Origin of the sequence: Enterobacter sp. WCHEn045836, from assembly GCF_003965585.1 — a bacterium.
Classification (GTDB): domain Bacteria; phylum Pseudomonadota; class Gammaproteobacteria; order Enterobacterales; family Enterobacteriaceae; genus Enterobacter; species Enterobacter dissolvens.
Genome location: NZ_RXPT01000003.1, coordinates 44493 through 61976 on the forward strand (window position 1 = coordinate 44493; position 17484 = coordinate 61976).

A 17484-nucleotide genomic window follows, 5' to 3' on the forward strand; every position below is an offset into this window, starting at 1 on the left:
CGGTTACGGTGGTGCCGCAACGCAGGCACTTTACGGCCATGAAGATGTGATGAAAAGCCGCCATCCTGAATTACACAAGGTTACTTCCTGGTTTGCGAGGCGCCTTCCAGAAAGCCCTGCCATTCCTCTCTTTCCAAACACCACCCCCTGCGTTTATGGTGTGACTTACCCTCAACTGGCATCAGATGGCACATATGGCGAGCGAAAAAGAGAACAAAGACTGGGTCAAATTTGCACAAACGCCAGGGAAGATAGAGCGCATTGAGGCGTATTTCAGCGGGCATGGCTATGAGCCACATCGGCATGACACCTACGCGATAGGCAGAACCTTGTCCGGGGTACAGAGTTTTCACTATCGGGGCAGCCAACAACACAGCCTTCCGGGCGGGACGATGGTCCTGCATCCCGATGAAGTGCATGACGGAGAAGCGGGGACGACTGACGGATTTCAGTATCGGATGCTGTATATCGATCCCGCGTTAATTCAGAAAATCCTGGGCGGAAAACCGCTGCCGTTTATTCCCGGCGGGATCTCCTCCGATCCCCGGCTTTTCGCGGCGACGGAATCCCTGCTCAAAGCGCCAGAGGAAGCTGTTGATACGCTGGAAGAAGAGGATGCGCTCTACGATCTGGCCAGCACGCTGGCCATTGTGGGAGGGCAACGCGTTCGACGATGCGCATTCGATTATCGTCGCGCAGAGCGTGCACGCGAGTATATACAAACCGAGTTTAGCCAGAACATTACGCTGGAGACATTATCCGCCGTCAGCGGCAGGGATCGCTGGAGCCTGAGCCGGGATTTTCGCGCACTTTACGGAACAAGCCCGTATCGCTATGTAACGATGCGCCGTCTTGAATATTGCCGACGTTTGATAGAGAAGGGGCTGTCGCTTGCTGAAGCTGCCGTTGAAGCCGGGTTTTCCGACCAGAGTCATATGACTCGCCAGTTTATAAAAACGGTGGGGATCTCGCCGGGACGCTGGCAAAAATTCATTCAAAACAGCCGTGCCTGAGTTGCACGATCGTTCAAGACTGGCGCAACGGCCTTACTCTATCCTGGTGACTTCTCAACCATAGGGAGTGTCACCATGCATCAACCTGTTAATCTGGAACATAAATTTTCCCTCTTTGACGCGCACTGGCAGCCGAAAGTCATCGCACAGATGAATGACTACCAGTTTAAGATTGTGAAAATTGAGGGAGATTTTATATGGCACTCGCATCCTGAAACCGATGAAGCATTCATCGTTGTCGAGGGTGTGTTACGTATCGATTTTCGTGACGGGCATGTGCTCGTCAATCCGGGGGAACTGTACGTGGTGCCAAAAGGTATAGAGCACAAAACCTCTGCAGAGGGGACGGTAAAAATGATGATGATAGAACCTTGCGGCGTCCTTAATACCGGGCACGAAGGCGGGGAACGCACCGCCGAGAATGATGTCTGGATTTGACGCCAGAAGCTGTCTTACCGGATGGCGGCTACGCCTTATCCGGCCTACAAAAACCACCAACCAAACCGGCCGCTACTCCTCGCTTATCATCGTCAAGAACCGCTTCACCGTCCGCGAGCGTTCAAACCGTCGCCAGCAGAGCGCGATATCGGTATAAAGCTCGGGTGAGCTCAACGCATGATAGGTGACATTCGGCGGAGAAATGGCCGCCATCGATTTCGGCACCAGCGCGAAGCCGCCACCGGCGGAGACCATGCTCAGGGAGGACGAAAGCTGTGACGACTGCAGCGCGTGCTGCACGTCGATCCCGGCCCGTTCGCAGCAGCTGTAAACCCGGTCGAACAGGCCGGGCGCGACCTCCTGCGGGAACAACACCACTGGCGTATCCCGGAGCTGCTCCAGCGCCAGATCGCCGCTTGTTGCGAGCGGATGGTCGCGATGCAGCGCCACCACCATCGGTTCCCGGTCAAGGATCTTTAACTCGAATGCCTTGCTGCTTTCGCACGGTAGCCGCACGAAGGCAATATCCAGTTCCCCCTCCGCCAGCATCGCTGTCAGCGAAGACATATTGGCCTCCACCTGGTGTACCTGCACCGCCATGTTCTGTACCTGAAACTGACGAATGAGCGTGAAAATTTTGGGATGAAAAGCATCTGAACTGGTAATGCCAATCGACAGGTTACCGTTCAGACCGCGCGCGATGCCCCGGGCTTTCTCCAGCGCGGCGTCGCTCAGCGCCAGGATCTTACAGGCGTCCTCGTAGAAGGCTTCTCCCGCTTCGGTTAGCTCTACGCCCCGCGTCAGGCGTCTGAACAGCGGCGTGCCCACTTCCTCTTCGAGCCGTTTGATCTGCTGACTCAGAGGAGGCTGTGAAATACCCAGCGCTTCGGCCGCCCTGGTGAAGTGTCGCTCGCGTGCAACCGCGACAAAATACCGCAGATAACGAAGTTCCATATCTAAAACGTCTCAAACCAGCATGGATTCTATATTGGAACTCTCTGCTGAATCGGGTCAACATTTATTTAACCTTTCTAAATAAAGTTGAAGAGGACGAGCATGATGATGCACTCATCTGCCTGCGACTGTGAGGCCAGTTTATGCGAGACCCTGCGCGGGTTCTCCGCTAAGCATCCTGACAGCGTGATCTATCAGACATCGCTAATGAGCGCCCTGCTAAGCGGCGTCTACGAGGGGGACACCACCATCGCCGATCTGCTGGCGCACGGTGATTTTGGTCTGGGCACCTTCAACGAGCTGGACGGCGAAATGATTGCCTTCAGCAGCCAGGTGTACCAGCTGCGCGCCGACGGCAGCGCACGCGCCGCGAAGCCAGAGCAGAAAACGCCGTTCGCGGTGATGACCTGGTTCCAGCCGCAGTACCGTAAAACCTTTGATGCGCCGGTCAGTCGTCAGCAGATCCACGACGTGATCGACCAGCAAATCCCCTCCGATAACCTGTTCTGCGCGCTGCGCATCGACGGCAACTTCCGCCACGCCCACACCCGTACCGTACCGCGTCAGACGCCGCCATACCGCGCGATGACCGACGTGCTGGACGACCAGCCGGTGTTCCGCTTCAACCAGCGCGAAGGGGTGCTGGTCGGGTTCCGCACGCCGCAGCATATGCAGGGCATTAACGTGGCCGGCTATCACGAACATTTCATTACCGACGACCGTCAGGGCGGGGGACATCTGCTCGACTATCAGTTGGAGAGCGGCGTGCTCACCTTTGGCGAAATACACAAGCTGATGATCGATCTGCCAGCCGACAGCGCGTTTTTACAGGCCAACCTTCACCCCAGCAATCTTGATGCAGCGATCCGTTCCGTCGAAAACTAACAGGAGAACTACCGTGAACAGTGAGAAACAGTCACGTCAGTGGGCGCATGGCGCCGATATGGTTGTAGGTCAACTGGAAGCGCAGGGCGTGAAGCAGGTGTTCGGGATCCCGGGGGCGAAAATCGACAAAGTCTTTGACTCCCTGCTGGACTCCTCCATTGAGATCATCCCCGTACGCCACGAGGCAAACGCGGCGTTCATGGCGGCGGCGGTAGGGCGCCTGACCGGCAAAGCCGGGGTGGCGCTGGTCACCTCCGGCCCGGGCTGTTCCAACCTGATCACCGGTATCGCCACCGCCAACAGCGAAGGCGACCCGGTGGTGGCGCTGGGCGGGGCGGTGAAGCGGGCGGATAAAGCCAAGCTGGTGCACCAGAGCATGGATACGGTTGCCATGTTCAGCCCGGTCACCAAATACGCTGTTGAAGTCAGCTCTCCGGATGCGATTGCTGAAGTGGTGTCGAACGCATTCCGTGCCGCCGAGCACGGCAGGCCGGGCGGTGCGTTCGTCAGCCTGCCGCAGGATATTGTTGACCAGCCTGCCACGGGGGCGATTTTACCGGCCAGCGGCCCGGCGCTGATGGGCCCGGCTCCTGAATCGGCCATTAACGACGTGGCGAAACTCATCGACAACGCCAAAAACCCGGTGATCCTGCTGGGGCTGATGGCGAGCCAGCCTGCTAACAGCGCGGCGCTGCGTAAGCTGCTGGAGAAAAGCCGCATTCCGGTCACCAGCACCTATCAGGCCGCCGGGGCGGTGAACCAGGAGCATTTCACCCGCTTCGCCGGACGCGTTGGCCTCTTTAACAACCAGGCGGGTGACCGCCTGCTGCACCTGGCGGATCTGATTATCTGTATCGGCTACAGCCCGGTTGAGTATGAGCCGTCCATGTGGAACAGCGGCGACGCCACGCTGGTGCATATTGATGTACTGCCTGCGTATGAAGAGCGCAATTATGTCCCTGACATCGAGCTGGTGGGCGACATCGCCGCCACGCTGAACCTGCTTGCCAGCCGGATTGACCACAAGCTGGAGCTCAGCCAGCGTGCGTCAGAAATCCTGGTCGATCGCCAGCATCAGCGCGATCTGCTCGATCGCCGCGGTGCCTCGCTCAACCAGTTTGCCCTGCATCCACTGCGTATCGTTCGCGCCATGCAGGACATCGTCAATAACGACGTGACGCTGACCGTCGACATGGGCAGCTTCCACATCTGGATCGCCCGCTACCTCTACAGCTTCCGGGCGCGCCAGGTGATGATCTCCAACGGTCAGCAGACCATGGGCGTTGCGCTGCCGTGGGCCATTGGCGCGTGGCTGGTCAACCCGGGCCGCAAGGTGGTGTCGGTGTCCGGTGACGGCGGCTTCCTGCAGTCGAGCATGGAGCTGGAAACCGCGGTGCGCCTCAACGCCAACGTGCTGCACATCATCTGGGTGGATAACGGCTACAACATGGTCGCCATTCAGGAAGAGAAAAAATACCAGCGTCTTTCCGGCGTGGCGTTCGGCCCGGTTGACTTCAAAGCCTATGCCGACGCCTTTGGCGCCAGGGGCTTTGCCGTGGAGAGCGCCGATGCCCTTGAATCGACGCTGCGTGCGGCGATGGATGTGAATGGCCCGGCCGTGGTGGCCATTCCCGTTGACTACAGCGATAACCCGCTGCTGATGGGCCAGCTCCATCTCAGCCAGATTTTGTGACTCACTATAAGGACAGAGAAATGCAAAAAGTTGCTCTCGTAACCGGCTCAGGCCAGGGGATTGGTAAAGCGATTGCGCTGCGCCTGGTGAAAGATGGTTTTGCCGTCGCTATCGCCGACTACAACGATGAGACGGCGAGAGCCGTCGCCGATGAAATCATCCGTAACGGCGGCAACGCCGTCGCCGTGAAGGTGGATGTCTCTGATCGCGACCAGGTGTTTGCGGCGGTGGAGAAAGCCCGCACCGCGCTGGGCGGTTTCAACGTGATTGTGAATAACGCCGGGATTGCGCCATCTACGCCCATCGAATCCATCACGCCGGAGATTGTCGACAAGGTCTACAACATCAACGTGAAAGGGGTGATCTGGGGTATGCAGGCCGCGATTGACGCGTTTCGCAAAGAGGGGCACGGCGGCAAAATCATCAACGCCTGCTCCCAGGCGGGCCACACCGGTAACCCGGAACTGGCGGTGTACAGCTCAAGTAAATTCGCAGTGCGCGGCTTAACCCAGACCGCCGCTCGGGACCTCGCGCCGCTGGGGATCACCGTTAACGCCTACTGCCCGGGTATCGTGAAAACGCCGATGTGGGCGGAGATTGACCGTCAGGTGTCCGAGGCGGCAGGTAAACCGCTTGGTTATGGCACCGAAACCTTTGCCAAACGCATTACGCTTGGCCGCCTGTCCGAACCGGAAGATGTCGCTGCCTGTGTTTCATACCTCGCCGGGCCAGACTCTGACTACATGACTGGTCAGTCGCTCTTGATTGATGGTGGGATGGTGTTCAACTAAATTCTAATAAGCTCTGACATGAGTTTTCCCCTGCCCCCGTGCAGGGGCTTTTTTTTGTCTCCTCCGCCATTGTGCATTACACTGCGCGCTGCAAAACTTTAGTCATTACGATCTGACAGGCGGTAACAGCGATGAACGGTACAATCACAACGTGGTTTAAAGATAAAGGCTTTGGATTTATCAAAGATGAAAACGGCGATAACCGCTATTTTCATGTGATTAAGGTCGCCAACCCTGATCTGATTAAGAAAGACGCGGCGGTGACCTTTGAGCCAACCACCAACAACAAAGGCCTTTCCGCCTATGCGGTGAAGGTGATCCCGGAAAGTAAACACCTCTATATTGCCGGCGAGCGCGTGAAGCTCACCTCCATCAAATCCTTCGTGGTGTTTAGCGAAGAAGAGCCTGCGGATACGGGCATCGACAAAGAGAACGCGGTGCTGTCGGTCGGGCTGCTGATGAACAACATCAAACCGAAATCCGACAAAAAGCCGGGCGAAATGCGCACGGTGAAGAAGCTGGCGATCACCACCTTCCAGAACACCACGCTGATCTTTACCGAAGATGAAATCGATATCGATGCTACGGTGAAGCTGCTGAAGTAATTGTTTGCCGGGTGGCGGCTGCGCCTTACCCGGCCTGGAAAACCCGTGCGGCGCTCGCCGCCGCACGGGTTACCCCATCCTGTGCTCACCCCTTAACATCGCCTCCCGATCAAACACCCGCTGGATCTCCCCGTGCGCCATAAACGCCGCCCGGTCGGACATATGCGCAATCACGTCCGCATCGTGGCTGACAAGCAGATAGGTCATGCCGTGCTCGGCTTTCAGGCGGTTGAGCAGATTCAAAATTTCTGCCTGCACCGACATATCCAGCGCCGAGGTTGGTTCGTCCAGCAGGAGTAGCTGCGGGCGCAACAGCAGCGCACGGGCTATCGCCACGCGCTGACGCTGGCCGCCGGAAAGCTGGTGCGGGTAGCGCTTACCCGCATCGGCGGATAACCCCACCTGCTGTAGCGCATCCGCCACTTTCTGTGCAATCTGCGTCTCGCCGTGGATTTTCAGCGGCTCCGACAGCGTGCGCAACAGCGTGTGGTTCGGGTGCAGCGAGGCCCACGGATCCTGAAACACCATCTGCACGTTGCGGCGCAGCGGGCCGGTAAAACGCTGCCCTGGCTGTATTGTTTCGCCCAACAGAGAGAGACTTCCGCGCCACTCGCGCTGCAGCCCCGCCAGCACGCGCAACAGGGTCGATTTACCGCAGCCGGAGCCACCGATCAGGCTGAACGTTTCGCCTTTTTCGATGGTAAAACGGGCACCGGACACCGCCGTTTTCTCACCGAAGGTGACCTGAAGCCGATTGACGTCAACGAGGGCCATTGCTTGCCTCCTTCCAGGGCTGCGTGCGGTCGAGCGTTGGCAGCATCTGGCCGTACGTGTCGGCGTTCGGCCGGCAGGTCCACAGGGTGCGCGTGTAGGGATGCGTCGCCTGCGAAAGCTGGCTTGCCGCCATCTCATCGACCTTCTCGCCCTGATACATCACCAGCACGCGGTCGCAGTGCTCTGCCACCAGCGGCAGGTCGTGGCTGATGAGCAGCATCGCCATCTGCCGGGCTTCGCACTGCTGTACCAGCAATTCGAGGATCTGGTTGCGCAGGCGCGCGTCCAGCGCCGAGGTGGGTTCATCGGCAATCAGCACCTGTGGGTTGTTGATCAGCGCCATGGCGATCATTACCCGCTGGCCCATGCCGCCAGAGAGTTCACCGGGATAACGCGCCAGCACGTTTTCACTCAGCCCGACGGCGCGAACAATGTCGTGAATGCGCGCCACGCGCTCTGCACGGGGCAGGCGCTGATGCAAGGTCAGCGCCTCGTCAAGCTGGGCAAATATGCTTTTCACCGGGTTGAGGGCATAGCGCGGATCCTGCAATACCATCGCAATGCCGTTACCGCGTAGCGCCTGCCAGCGGCGGGTATTCATCGTCAGCACATTGTTGCCCAGCACGTTAAGCTGCCGGGCACTCACTACGCCGGGCTTACGTACCAGCCCCATCAGGGCGCGGGCTGACATCGATTTGCCCGAGCCGGATTCGCCCACCAGCGCCAGCCGCTCGTTGCCTAATGTAAAGCTCAGGTTATTGACCACGCGGGCGGCGGGGTAGTCGATAGTCAGCGCATCGACGATGACGCGTTGTTCAGTCATGTTGCGGCTCCAGTACATCACGCAGGCCATCGCCCAGCAGGTTAAAGGCCAGGCTGGCGAACAGGATCGCGCCGCCCGGAATGGCGGCAATCCACCACTGGTCGAAAATCACCTGCATACCGTCAGCAATCATCGCCCCCCATTCGGCCATTGGCGGACGGGCGCCGAGGCCAAGGAAACCCAGCCCGGCGGCGGCCAGAATAATCCCCGCCAGATCCAGCGCTAAACGTACAATCGCCGAGGGCAGGCACAACGGAAGAATATGACCCACCAGCAGCCGCAGGCCGCGAATGCCCATCATCTCGGCGGCGGCCAGGTAATCGCTGTGGCGCAGGCGCTGAATTTCACTCCGCGCCTGACGCGCGTAGGCCGGCCAGGTGGTTAAGGCCAGCGCCAGCGCGCCGTTAAGCAGGCCGGGGCCGAGCATCGCCACAAACGCGAAGGCGAGGATCAGGCGCGGCATCGACATCACCACGTCGGTAAAGCGCATCAGAATGCGCTCCAGCCAGCCGCCGTAGTAGCCGGACAAAATCCCCACCAGCAGACCGGCGGGCAGGGTGATAACGGTGACTAAAGCCACCAGCCCCAGCGCCGGACGGGTGCCGTAAATTAAACGCGAGAGCAGATCCCGCCCGTAGCTGTCGGTCCCCAGCCAGTGCTGGCCGTTCGGTGCCTGCAGGCGCGCGGCGGCGTCCTGCCAGTTGGGATCAAGCGGCGCAAGCCACGGCGCGAAAAGGGCGATCAGCACCAGCAGCGCGATGGCAACCAGTCCGCAAAAGGCGGCGGGGGAGCGGCGCAGGCGGCGTAAGAAAATAGAGAACGGCATCAGCGCACCCTGGGATCGGTCGCCCGCACAAGCAGGTCGGTAAGGTTATTGATCAGCACAAAGCAGACGCCAGTCAGCAGCGTACCGCCCATCACCGCGGTGGTATCGCCGGCGAACAGGGCGGTGGTGAGGTAGCGCCCGATGCCCGGCCACGAGAAGACGGTTTCGGTTAATACCGCGCCCTCCAGCATGCTGGTGTAGGCCAGTGCGATGACCGTCAGCAGCGTACTGCGTATGTTGGGCAGCACGTGTCGCAGCAGGATGGCCATCTCCCCGGCCCCTTTGGCGCGGGCGAGCAGAATGTACTCTTTGTTCATCTCGCTCAGACAGGCGGAGCGCGTCAGGCGGGTGATACTTGCCAGCGAGTAATAGGCCAGCAGCAGCACCGGCAGTACCAGATGGCTGACGGCATTACGAAATGCCTCCCGGTCGCCGGAAAGCCAGGTATCCACCAGCGCAAAGCCGGTCCTCGGCTCCACGGTGAACTGCCAGATGTCGTCCAGCCTGCCGGGACCGGCACTCCACTGCAGCTTCGCGTAGAACAGGGCCAGCATCAGCAGCCCGAGCCAGAAAATCGGCACCGAGTTGCCGAGCAGGGTGAGCGTGCGAAGGGCTAAATCGAGCGGCGATCCGGCGTAGCGGGCGCACAACACCCCGGCAATTACGCCGAGTACGGTACCGATAATCAGCGCCAGGGTTGCCAGTTCGAGCGTGGCGGGAAAGGCGTGCAGCAGATCCTGCAGCACCGGCTGTCCGGTGGCGCTGGCGGTGCCTAAATCACCGTGGGCGAGGTTTTGCAGATAGTGCCAGAACTGCACGGGCAGGGGCCGATCCAGTCCGAGCTGGTGGCGAACCTGATTGTAGGTTGACTGGCTGGCGTGATCGCCGACGATCTGCAATACACGATCGACCGGGGAAAAGGCAGAGAGCGCAAACGTGACGAGCAGCAGCCCGAACAGCGTGAGCAGCAGGTTGAGCAGACCCTGAAGCACGCGGGTGGAAAGATGTGGCATGGGAAAACCGTTATCCTGAAAATATGCACGGACGGCTCCCTCTCCCACAGGGAGAGGGGGAAAAGCTACTTCGTAACGCGATCGTACCAGACCATATCCGCGTTAAGCCCCTGCTGATACCCCTTCACGTTATCGCGCACCACAATCTGGGTTTTGCCCTGGTCAACGAACACGTACGGCGAGTTATGCTGTAACTGTTCCTGCATCTTCTTGTACAGATCCAGACGTTTTGCCGGATCCGGCTCGGCAACCGCCGCCAGCGTAGCCTTGTTCAGCTCCGGAATTTTCCAGCCGTTAAGTCCGGCCACGGTGCTGGATTTTCCGTCGTTCCATGCGAAGGCGCTGGCGTTGGAGTGTGCATCGAAGTAGTCCGGGATCCACAGACGAATGGCCGCCTGATGTTGTTTCGCACGCACGCGGGCGTACACCTGGCTACCCGCTGCGGGCAGCAGATCCACCTTCACGCCGCCCTGCGCGAAGCTCGCCTGCATCGACTGGGCGATGGTGATAAACGGCGCCTTGTTCTCCACGTCCAGGGTGAAGTGCGCGTCTTTAATGCCCGCTTTCCCGAGGATTGCTTTCGCTTTCGCCGGGTCAAATTTAAACGGATTGTCTTCCAGCGCGCCCGGCAGGCCGACCGGCAGGAAACTCTGATGAACAAAATACTGGCCTTTGAGCAGGTTTTTGGTGATGCCGTCATAGTCCACCAGCCAGCGCGCCGCCTCCCAGAAGGCCGGGTTATTCAGCAGCGGGTTGGCGCTGTTGCCGGTGTTAAACACCAGGTAATTCTGTTCCGCGGACGGGATGCTCAGCACCTTCACGCCCGGCTTGCCCTCGAGCGCGCTAATCTGGTCTGCGCCCAGATCGCGCGCCACGTCGGCATCACCCTGCTGGATCAGCAGGCGGCGTGAGGCCGGATCGGGGACGTTTTTAATAATGATGCTTTTCAGCTTTGGCGCACCGCCGGGGGCGGAGTCGTTGGCTTCCAGCACGATAGCCTGATGCGGTTGATAGACGCGCATTTTGAACGCGCCGCTGCCCGCCGAGTGCATTTTCAGCCACGCGTTGCCAAAGTCGTTATCTTTCACGTTGGCCGCCACCTGCTTCTCATCCACGATAGAGGCAATCGGCGTGGAGAGAATATTCAACGCCACGGCAGGGCTGACGTCCGCAGTCCAGTGGAGTTGCACGGTGTGGTCATCCACTTTTTTCAGCTGGCTGGCGATGTTGCTCGCCTCCCAGCCCAACACGTTGAGGATAAAGGCCGGGGATTTGTTCAGCGTCACGGCGCGGGTATACGAGAAGATCACGTCTTCCGGGCGTAGCGGGTTGCCGGAGGCAAATTTGGCATCGGGCTTGAGCTTGATGGTCAGGGTTTTTGCTGCCGCGTCGGCGTCCCAGCTTTCCGCCAGAATCGGCGTGATTTTTTCCGGATTATCGCGGTCCGGCTGTACCAGGCGCTGATACAGGCTCGGCACGGTCTGGATGCTGGAGAGCTCGTTGGCTTCTGCCGGGTCGAGGCTCACAATGTCATCCAGGCCCTGGGCGACAACCAGCGTGTTGGGGGGCGTGGCGGCGTGCGCCGCGCCGGAAAGCGCAGCCAGCACCAGTAACGGCAGCAGTTTTTTCGTCATAGCGATCCCTGAAGAAGATATATTGTTTGTTTTATATTCCGTTACGTTAGGCTGGCTGATGTCTTACGCAAAGTCGAAATTCTGCTTTGCTTATGCCCTGCGGGAATAACGCATGCGCGTGGTTAATCCGCAGAAATCGCGATTTCAATCAAATTGGTTTTTCCTGACTGCAGTCCGCGTGCTACCGCTCCGGCGATATCTGCAGCCTCGGTTACCCGGCAGCACTGAACACCCATGGCGGTTGCCAGCGACTGAAAATCGATATGCGGGTTAACCAGATCCATCCCGATAAAACGTCCCAGCTGTGTCGAGCTGTAGTCTGCCTGGCTTTTCATAAAGTTTTTCAGGATGTTGTACTCCCTGTTGTTCATCACAATAAAGGTGACGGGCAGATTTTCATGTGCCGCGGTCCACAGTGCCTGCGGCGAGTAGAGTGAGGCACCGTCACCCAGCAGGCATACGACCGGCTCGCGGCCAAGGCCCAGTGAGTGGCCCACGGCGGCAGGCATTCCCCAGCCCAGTCCGCCGCCGCGCATAAAGTAGTAGCGCTGATGCTGCTGGTCAGAGATAAACCGGCGGACATGCCTGGCGGTGGCAATCGCCTCATCGACAATAGTGGTGCCCGCCGGAATGGCGCGGATGACTTCCCAGGCCGCGACCATCGGGGCAATCGTCGGGCGTAGCCGCTCGGCAGACAGACGTTCCTCCTGCTGCTGCCACTCTTTTTCACGTTCATCGCGGGCCGCAATCAGCAACCGCTGGTGGGTCAGCGTGCTGGCAAGCAGGCGCTGTTCCAGCTTCGGCAGCAGTTCGCGCAGGGACAGTTTGATATCTCCCATTACCGAGAGCCGTGTGGCATACGTCCGGCCAAGTTCGTTCATATCGGCGGAGAGTTGGTAAACCGCACAGCTTCCCGGGATGGCGTCCCCTTCGCTGTACAAAATGGTGATCAAACTTCTGCCGCCGATAATAAATACCGCATCGTAGGCGTTCACGATGCTGGCGATCTCGCTGGCGGTGGTGGGCATATTGCCGCGCCAGAGGGCGTGTTGCGTGGGGAAGGGCAGGTTCAGCGGCCAGGAAGAGCCATAAACATGGGCGCTCAGCGTTTCCGCCAGCTGGACAATCTCCGGCGTTGAGCCGCTGGAGTGAACTTCATCCCCGGCCACGATCATGATCCTCCCGGCGGGCACCTGGCTTAGTTCCTCCGCCAGTTCGTCCAGCGAACCGGCAACGGTGTGGTAGTTTACTCTGGACGCCGTTTGTATCCCGGCATCGCTGAGTTCTTCCATCACGTTCATCGGCAGGGAGAGCAGCACCGGTCCGGCAGGGGGATAGCTGGCAGCGTGAAATGCGCGGCGAACCAGCACCGGCAGCTGATCGGCACTGGTGACCTCCTGTGCCCATTTCGTCACCGGCGCGCCAATGGAGACAATGTCATCATACAGAAGCGGATCACGCACATAGTGGCGCGTATCCTGCTGACCGACGGTGACCACCAGCGGCGTTTTCATGATCCGGGAATTAATTAAATTCCCCATGCCGTGCCCAAGACCACTGGCGGTATGTAAATTGATAAACCCGGTTTTGCCGGACGCTTTTGCATACCCGTCGGCAATGGCGACCACGCTGCTCTCCTGCAGGGCCAGAATATAGTGAATATTTTCATGCCGGAGCAGGGCATCTATTAGCGGGAGTTCGGTGGTGCCAGGGTTACCGAAAATATATTCCACGCCTTCACTCTCCAGCACTTCGAGGAGAATATCGGCCCCGGTTCGCATATTTAAATCTGATAAGGACGTTAATGATTTAATCATAATGACACCTCATTCAGTATTATTTAAGGCATGCTAAAATTCTTCCTGCGTCGGTCGGACAATAATTTCATTGACATCAACGTCGCTGGGTTGTTCGATTGCAAATAAAACGGCCCGGGCAATGGCCTCTGCCGGGATCGCCTGCTTATAGAATTCAGCGAGAAACGCCAGACTTTCTTTATCAGAACTGCCGTACTGCAGTTCACTTTCGACAGCCCCCGGAGAGATAAGCGTGGTGCGGATAGTTTTGCCTGCCTCCTGGCGTAGCCCTTCGCTTAGCGCACGGACGGCGAATTTGGTGGCGCTGTAGACGACCCCGCCAGGGGCAAGCACCCGAATGCCCGCCACGGACGCCACGTTGATAAAGTGTCCGCTGCCCTGACGTTGAAACACCGGCAGCGCGGCGGCGATGCCATACAAGACCCCTTTGATATTGGTATCGATCATCCGATCCCATTCATCGGTTTTCCGCTCGCTGATGGGGGCGATAGCCATAAATCCGGCGTTATTGATCAACACATCCACGCGCTGCCAGGCCGCTACGGCAGCATCGATGGCTTTCTGAACCTCTTCCTGGCGGGTTACGTCGGCCTGCACGGCGATGGCCTGTCCACCTGTCTGAGTGATGTTGTCGACAAGGGCGTTTATTCTGTCCAGACGACGTGCGACCAGTACCAGAGAAAACGCTTTATTCGCTAAATGAAGAGCAACAGCCTGACCGATACCGCTGCTGGCGCCGGTGATCACGACGACGCGGTTTGCACTATTATTCATGATGTTATCTCACTGTCGGGTGATGCAAAATAAATAAAATGCAGGAAGCCATTAAAGAACCATGACATATTCTTTAATGCTGATTGCGATATATTCTGTATAAAGGCAGGAACAGACTTCGATTAAAACTTAATTCTCGTGGGGCAGAGTGTCAACACACTTTTAAATAATTAAATTAATTGTCTTGCTAATATTTAATTCTTATAGATAAAAACAGATTTTTTAAATGGACAATTCATATTGAAAACCCTCTCCTTTTACAGAGAGGGTGTAGCAATTATACCTTCTGCGTTTGCTGACGAACTGGCGCTCCGTTCGCCACATAATACGCCGCTGTACTCTTCGCCAGCGGCTCGCGCCCGCGAATGGCATCAGCTATTTTCTCGCCAATCATAATGGTGGTGGCATTCAGGTTGCCGGTGATGATCTGCGGCATAATTGACGCATCCACCACGCGTAACCCTTCCAGCCCGTGAACGCGGCCTTCGCCATCGACCACCGCCATCTCGTCATAGCCCATCTTGCAGCTCCCGCAGGGGTGGAAGGCGGTTTCAGCGTGGTTACGCACGAACTCGTCCAGCTGTTCGTCGGTCTGGCACTCAACCCCCGGGCTGATTTCGCGGCCACGGTATTTGTCCAGCGCGGGCTGATGCATGATTTCGCGGGTGATGCGAATCGCATCGCGGAATTCCTGCCAGTCCTGCTCGTGGGACATATAGTTGAACAGGATCGCCGGATGCTGGTGCGGATCGCGCGATTTAATACGCACGTGCCCGCGGCTTGGTGAGCGCATCGACCCAACGTGGCACTGGAAGCCGTGCTCTTTTACCGCATTCGAGCCGTTGTAGTTAATCGCCACCGGCAGGAAGTGGTACTGAATGTTCGGCCATTCGAACTCTTCCCGGCTGCGGATAAACCCACCCGCTTCGAAGTGGTTGCTCGCGCCCACGCCGGTGCCGCCAAACAGCCACTCAGCGCCAATCTTCGGCTGGTTCCACCACTGCAGGGCAGGGTAGAGGGAGACCGGCTCTTTACATTCGTACTGGAGATACATCTCCAGGTGATCCTGCAGGTTTTCACCCACGCCGGGCAGATCGTGCACCAGCGGAATATCGAACTGCTTCAGCAGTTCCGCGTTGCCCACGCCGGAGCGCTGCAGGATCTGCGGAGAGGCAATCGCCCCGGCGCACAGCAGCACCTCTTTGTTTGCTGTGGCTTTTGACGGGATGGTGCTTTCGCCCTCCAGCCACTCAACGCCCACGGCGCGCTTGCCGTCAAACAGAATGCGATCGGTCATGGCGTGGGTGCGGATGGTCAGGTTCGGGCGCTGTTTCGCCTGATCCAGATAGCCGCGCGCGGTGCTGGCGCGTCGCCCCTGCGGCGTGACCGTCCTGTCCATCGGGCCGAAGCCTTCCTGCTGATAGCCGTTGAGATCGTCAGTGCGCGGATAGCCCGCCTGTACCCCGGCTTCGACCATCGCCTCAAACAGCGGGTTCACGCCCGGCTTCGAGGTGGTGACGCTTACCGGGCCGTCGCCGCCGTGGTAGTCGTTCGGACCCACGTCGCGGGTTTCGGCCTTACGGTAGTAGGGCAGGCAGTTGAGATAGCTCCAGTGCTCCAGACCCGGCTCTTTCGCCCAGTTGTCCAGATCCATGGCGTTGCCGCGGATATAGCACATGCCGTTGATGAGCGACGACCCGCCCAGCCCTTTACCGCGTCCGCACTCCATGCGGCGGTTGTTCATGTACGGCTCAGGCTCGGTTTCGTACGCCCAGTTGTAGCGCTTGCCCTGCAGGGGAAATGCCAGCGCGGCGGGCATCTGGGTGCGGAAGTCAAAACGGTAATCCGGGCCGCCCGCCTCAAGCAGCAGCACGGTGATGTTCGGATCTTCAGTCAGTCGTGTTGCCAGAACGTTGCCGGCAGAGCCGGCACCAATAATGATGTAGTCAAATTGCAAAAAAACCTCCCGGTTAAAATATGGACTGGAATTTACCCATCTCAACCTGGATGGACTTCACCTGGGTGTAACTCTGGAGCGTCATCACGCCGTTTTCGCGGCCAATGCCGGAGTGTTTGTAGCCGCCAACCGGCATCTCCGCCGGGGATTCACCCCAGGTGTTGATCCAGCAGATCCCCGCCTCAAGCTGATGAATCGCGCGGTGGGCGCGGTTCAGATCGGCAGTGACAATGCCCGCCGCCAGCCCGTAGTCGGTATCGTTAGCGCGGCGGAGAGCCTCTTCTTCAGATTCATAGGTGAGGATGGACATCACCGGCCCGAAGATCTCTTCGCGCACGATGGTCATCTCGTCGGTGCAGTCGGTGAACACGGTCGGGGCGACCCACGCGCCGTTGTCAAAGCCGTCGCCCTTCAGCACGTCGCCGCCGCACAGCACGCGTGCGCCTTCCTCTTTGCCTTTGGCGATATAGCGCAGCACGTTGTCGCGGTGCGGGAAGCTCACCAGCGGGCCAAAGTTGGTGTTTTCATCGAACAGATCGCCCGCGCGGATGTGGCCCACGCGTTCAACAATTTTCTGCTCAAACGCGGCTTTGAACTTCGCCGGTACGAACACGCGGGTGCCGTTGGTGCACACCTGGCCGGAGCTGAAGAAGTTGGCCATCATGGCGATGTCGGCGGAGAGATCGAGATCCGCGTCGTCAAAGACAATCAGCGGAGATTTACCGCCCAGCTCCATCGTCACCTCTTTCAGGGACGAGGCCGCCGAGTTCGCCATCACCTTTTTGCCGCTGGCGACGCCGCCGGTGAAGGAGACTTTCGCGATGCCCGGATGCTCGGTCAGGAACTGGCCGGTCTCCGCGCCCACGCCCGGCAGGACGTTAAACACGCCGTCCGGCAGGCCCGCTTCGGTGTAGATCTCCGCAAGCTTCAGGGCGGTGAGCGGGGTGACCTCGCTCGGTTTGAAGATCATCGCGTTGCCCGCCGCCAGCGCCGGAGCGGATTTCCACAGGGCGATCTGGATCGGGTAGTTCCACGCGCCAATACCCGCGACCACGCCCAGCGGCTCACGACGGGTGTAAACGAAAGAAGTGTCTCGCAGAGGGATCTGGCTGCCTTCCAGCGCCGGGATCAGCCCCGCGTAGTACTCCAGCACGTCCGCACCGGTGACGATATCCACGGTGCGGGTTTCGGAATACGCTTTACCGGTGTCGAGGGTTTCCAGTTTCGCCAGTTCATCGTTACGCTCGCGCAGGATATCGACAGCGCGGCGCAGGACGCGAGAACGCTCCATGGCGGTCATCGCCGCCCAGATTTTTTGCCCCTGCTGTGCACTTTGTACGGCGCGATCGACATCCTCGCGCCCGGCGGCCTGTACGGTCGCCAGAACCTCGCCGTTGGCCGGGTTGATGGTCTCGAAGGTGCGACCGCTGGTGGCGGATGTATAACCACCATTGATATAAAGCTGCTGTTCTGCCATTCGGGACATA

Annotated in this window: 16 protein-coding genes; 6 read left to right on the top strand and 10 right to left on the bottom strand. The window is 58.9% G+C overall.

The window, feature by feature from the left end; genetic code table 11:
* Positions 1-194 precede the first annotated feature (194 nt).
* Together EKN38_RS04545 and EKN38_RS04550 are read left to right on the top strand one after the other, a co-directional pair.
* Positions 195-1013, top strand: coding sequence for an AraC family transcriptional regulator (locus EKN38_RS04545; protein ID WP_043951746.1), 819 nt, complete (start codon positions 195-197; stop codon positions 1011-1013).
* 75 nt (positions 1014-1088) lie between these two features.
* Entirely contained in the window at positions 1089-1451 is a 363-nt protein-coding gene (locus EKN38_RS04550) for a cupin domain-containing protein (protein ID WP_014831007.1), read from the top strand.
* Between the two features lie 72 nt (positions 1452-1523).
* Here the strand turns inward: EKN38_RS04550 and EKN38_RS04555 are convergent, their stop codons facing one another.
* The gene (locus EKN38_RS04555) at positions 1524-2405 is read right to left on the bottom strand and encodes a LysR family transcriptional regulator (RefSeq protein WP_014831008.1); all 882 of its coding nucleotides are present in this window, start codon (positions 2403-2405) and stop codon (positions 1524-1526) included.
* 105 nt (positions 2406-2510) lie between these two features.
* Between EKN38_RS04555 and budA the strand changes: the two genes are divergently transcribed.
* The 4 genes from budA (at position 2511) to EKN38_RS04575 (ending at position 6379) form a co-directional block, all read left to right on the top strand.
* Complete coding sequence (budA, locus tag EKN38_RS04560) at positions 2511-3290, top strand: acetolactate decarboxylase (protein ID WP_014831009.1); 780 nt, start codon at positions 2511-2513, stop codon at positions 3288-3290.
* Positions 3262-4983, top strand: a complete 1722-nt coding sequence (gene alsS, locus EKN38_RS04565; protein WP_409449467.1) for an acetolactate synthase AlsS — start codon at positions 3262-3264, stop codon at positions 4981-4983. The genes budA and alsS overlap by 29 nt, the downstream gene beginning before the upstream one ends.
* Positions 4984-5003: 20 nt before the next feature.
* A complete protein-coding gene (locus tag EKN38_RS04570) occupies positions 5004-5774 on the top strand; it encodes a (S)-acetoin forming diacetyl reductase (RefSeq protein WP_014831011.1) in 771 nt (256 codons plus the stop codon).
* 131 nt (positions 5775-5905) lie between these two features.
* Complete coding sequence (locus tag EKN38_RS04575; RefSeq protein WP_023620402.1) at positions 5906-6379, top strand: cold-shock protein; 474 nt, start codon at positions 5906-5908, stop codon at positions 6377-6379.
* Positions 6380-6448: 69 nt separating this feature from the next.
* On the opposite strand, the gene EKN38_RS04580 is transcribed toward EKN38_RS04575, so the two are convergent.
* From EKN38_RS04580 to betB, 9 genes are all read right to left on the bottom strand, one after another.
* Entirely contained in the window at positions 6449-7153 is a 705-nt protein-coding gene (locus EKN38_RS04580) for an ABC transporter ATP-binding protein (RefSeq protein ID WP_014831013.1), read from the bottom strand.
* The gene (locus EKN38_RS04585; protein WP_014831014.1) at positions 7140-7976 is read right to left on the bottom strand and encodes an ABC transporter ATP-binding protein; all 837 of its coding nucleotides are present in this window, start codon (positions 7974-7976) and stop codon (positions 7140-7142) included. The genes EKN38_RS04580 and EKN38_RS04585 overlap by 14 nt, the downstream gene beginning before the upstream one ends.
* Positions 7969-8802: an ABC transporter permease gene (locus EKN38_RS04590; RefSeq protein WP_014831015.1), complete on the bottom strand. Its 834-nt coding sequence runs from the start codon at positions 8800-8802 to the stop codon at positions 7969-7971. Before EKN38_RS04590 ends, EKN38_RS04585 begins: the two co-directional genes overlap by 8 nt.
* Positions 8802-9815 (bottom strand): ABC transporter permease, encoded by a 1014-nt coding sequence (locus EKN38_RS04595; protein WP_126521765.1) that lies wholly within the window; start codon positions 9813-9815, stop codon positions 8802-8804. Before EKN38_RS04595 ends, EKN38_RS04590 begins: the two co-directional genes overlap by 1 nt.
* 65 nt (positions 9816-9880) lie before the next feature.
* Entirely contained in the window at positions 9881-11449 is a 1569-nt protein-coding gene (locus EKN38_RS04600; RefSeq protein ID WP_014831017.1) for an ABC transporter substrate-binding protein, read from the bottom strand.
* 122 nt (positions 11450-11571) lie between these two features.
* Positions 11572-13266: a thiamine pyrophosphate-binding protein gene (locus EKN38_RS04605; RefSeq protein WP_014831018.1), complete on the bottom strand. Its 1695-nt coding sequence runs from the start codon at positions 13264-13266 to the stop codon at positions 11572-11574.
* Between the two features lie 33 nt (positions 13267-13299).
* The gene (locus EKN38_RS04610) at positions 13300-14040 is read right to left on the bottom strand and encodes an SDR family oxidoreductase (protein ID WP_014831019.1); all 741 of its coding nucleotides are present in this window, start codon (positions 14038-14040) and stop codon (positions 13300-13302) included.
* Positions 14041-14317: 277 nt separating this feature from the next.
* Entirely contained in the window at positions 14318-15997 is a 1680-nt protein-coding gene (betA, locus tag EKN38_RS04615) for a choline dehydrogenase (protein WP_126521767.1), read from the bottom strand.
* A gap of 13 nt (positions 15998-16010) precedes the next feature.
* Positions 16011-17483 carry a betaine-aldehyde dehydrogenase gene (betB, locus tag EKN38_RS04620; protein WP_126521769.1) on the bottom strand — a complete coding sequence of 491 codons (1473 nt, stop codon included), beginning with the start codon at positions 17481-17483 and terminating at the stop codon, positions 16011-16013.
* Position 17484 lies beyond the last annotated feature (1 nt).

Bases quoted from the DNA above. Each gene is read 5' to 3' on its own strand.
- EKN38_RS04595 (WP_126521765.1), bottom strand. From the start codon at position 9,815: ATGCCACATCTTTCCACCCGCGTGCTTCAGGGTCTGCTCAACCTGCTG.
- EKN38_RS04580 (WP_014831013.1), bottom strand. From the start codon at position 7,153: ATGGCCCTCGTTGACGTCAATCGGCTTCAGGTCACCTTCGGTGAGAAA.
- EKN38_RS04610 (WP_014831019.1), bottom strand. From the start codon at position 14,040: ATGAATAATAGTGCAAACCGCGTCGTCGTGATCACCGGCGCCAGCAGC.
- betB (WP_126521769.1), bottom strand. From the start codon at position 17,483: ATGTCCCGAATGGCAGAACAGCAGCTTTATATCAATGGTGGTTATACA.
- EKN38_RS04570 (WP_014831011.1), top strand. From the start codon at position 5,004: ATGCAAAAAGTTGCTCTCGTAACCGGCTCAGGCCAGGGGATTGGTAAA.
- EKN38_RS04590 (WP_014831015.1), bottom strand. From the start codon at position 8,802: ATGCCGTTCTCTATTTTCTTACGCCGCCTGCGCCGCTCCCCCGCCGCC.
- budA (WP_014831009.1), top strand. From the start codon at position 2,511: ATGATGCACTCATCTGCCTGCGACTGTGAGGCCAGTTTATGCGAGACC.
- alsS (WP_409449467.1), top strand. From the start codon at position 3,262: ATGCAGCGATCCGTTCCGTCGAAAACTAACAGGAGAACTACCGTGAAC.
- EKN38_RS04555 (WP_014831008.1), bottom strand. From the start codon at position 2,405: ATGGAACTTCGTTATCTGCGGTATTTTGTCGCGGTTGCACGCGAGCGA.
- EKN38_RS04545 (WP_043951746.1), top strand. From the start codon at position 195: ATGGCGAGCGAAAAAGAGAACAAAGACTGGGTCAAATTTGCACAAACG.
- EKN38_RS04550 (WP_014831007.1), top strand. From the start codon at position 1,089: ATGCATCAACCTGTTAATCTGGAACATAAATTTTCCCTCTTTGACGCG.
- EKN38_RS04575 (WP_023620402.1), top strand. From the start codon at position 5,906: ATGAACGGTACAATCACAACGTGGTTTAAAGATAAAGGCTTTGGATTT.
- EKN38_RS04585 (WP_014831014.1), bottom strand. From the start codon at position 7,976: ATGACTGAACAACGCGTCATCGTCGATGCGCTGACTATCGACTACCCC.
- EKN38_RS04600 (WP_014831017.1), bottom strand. From the start codon at position 11,449: ATGACGAAAAAACTGCTGCCGTTACTGGTGCTGGCTGCGCTTTCCGGC.
- EKN38_RS04605 (WP_014831018.1), bottom strand. From the start codon at position 13,266: ATGATTAAATCATTAACGTCCTTATCAGATTTAAATATGCGAACCGGG.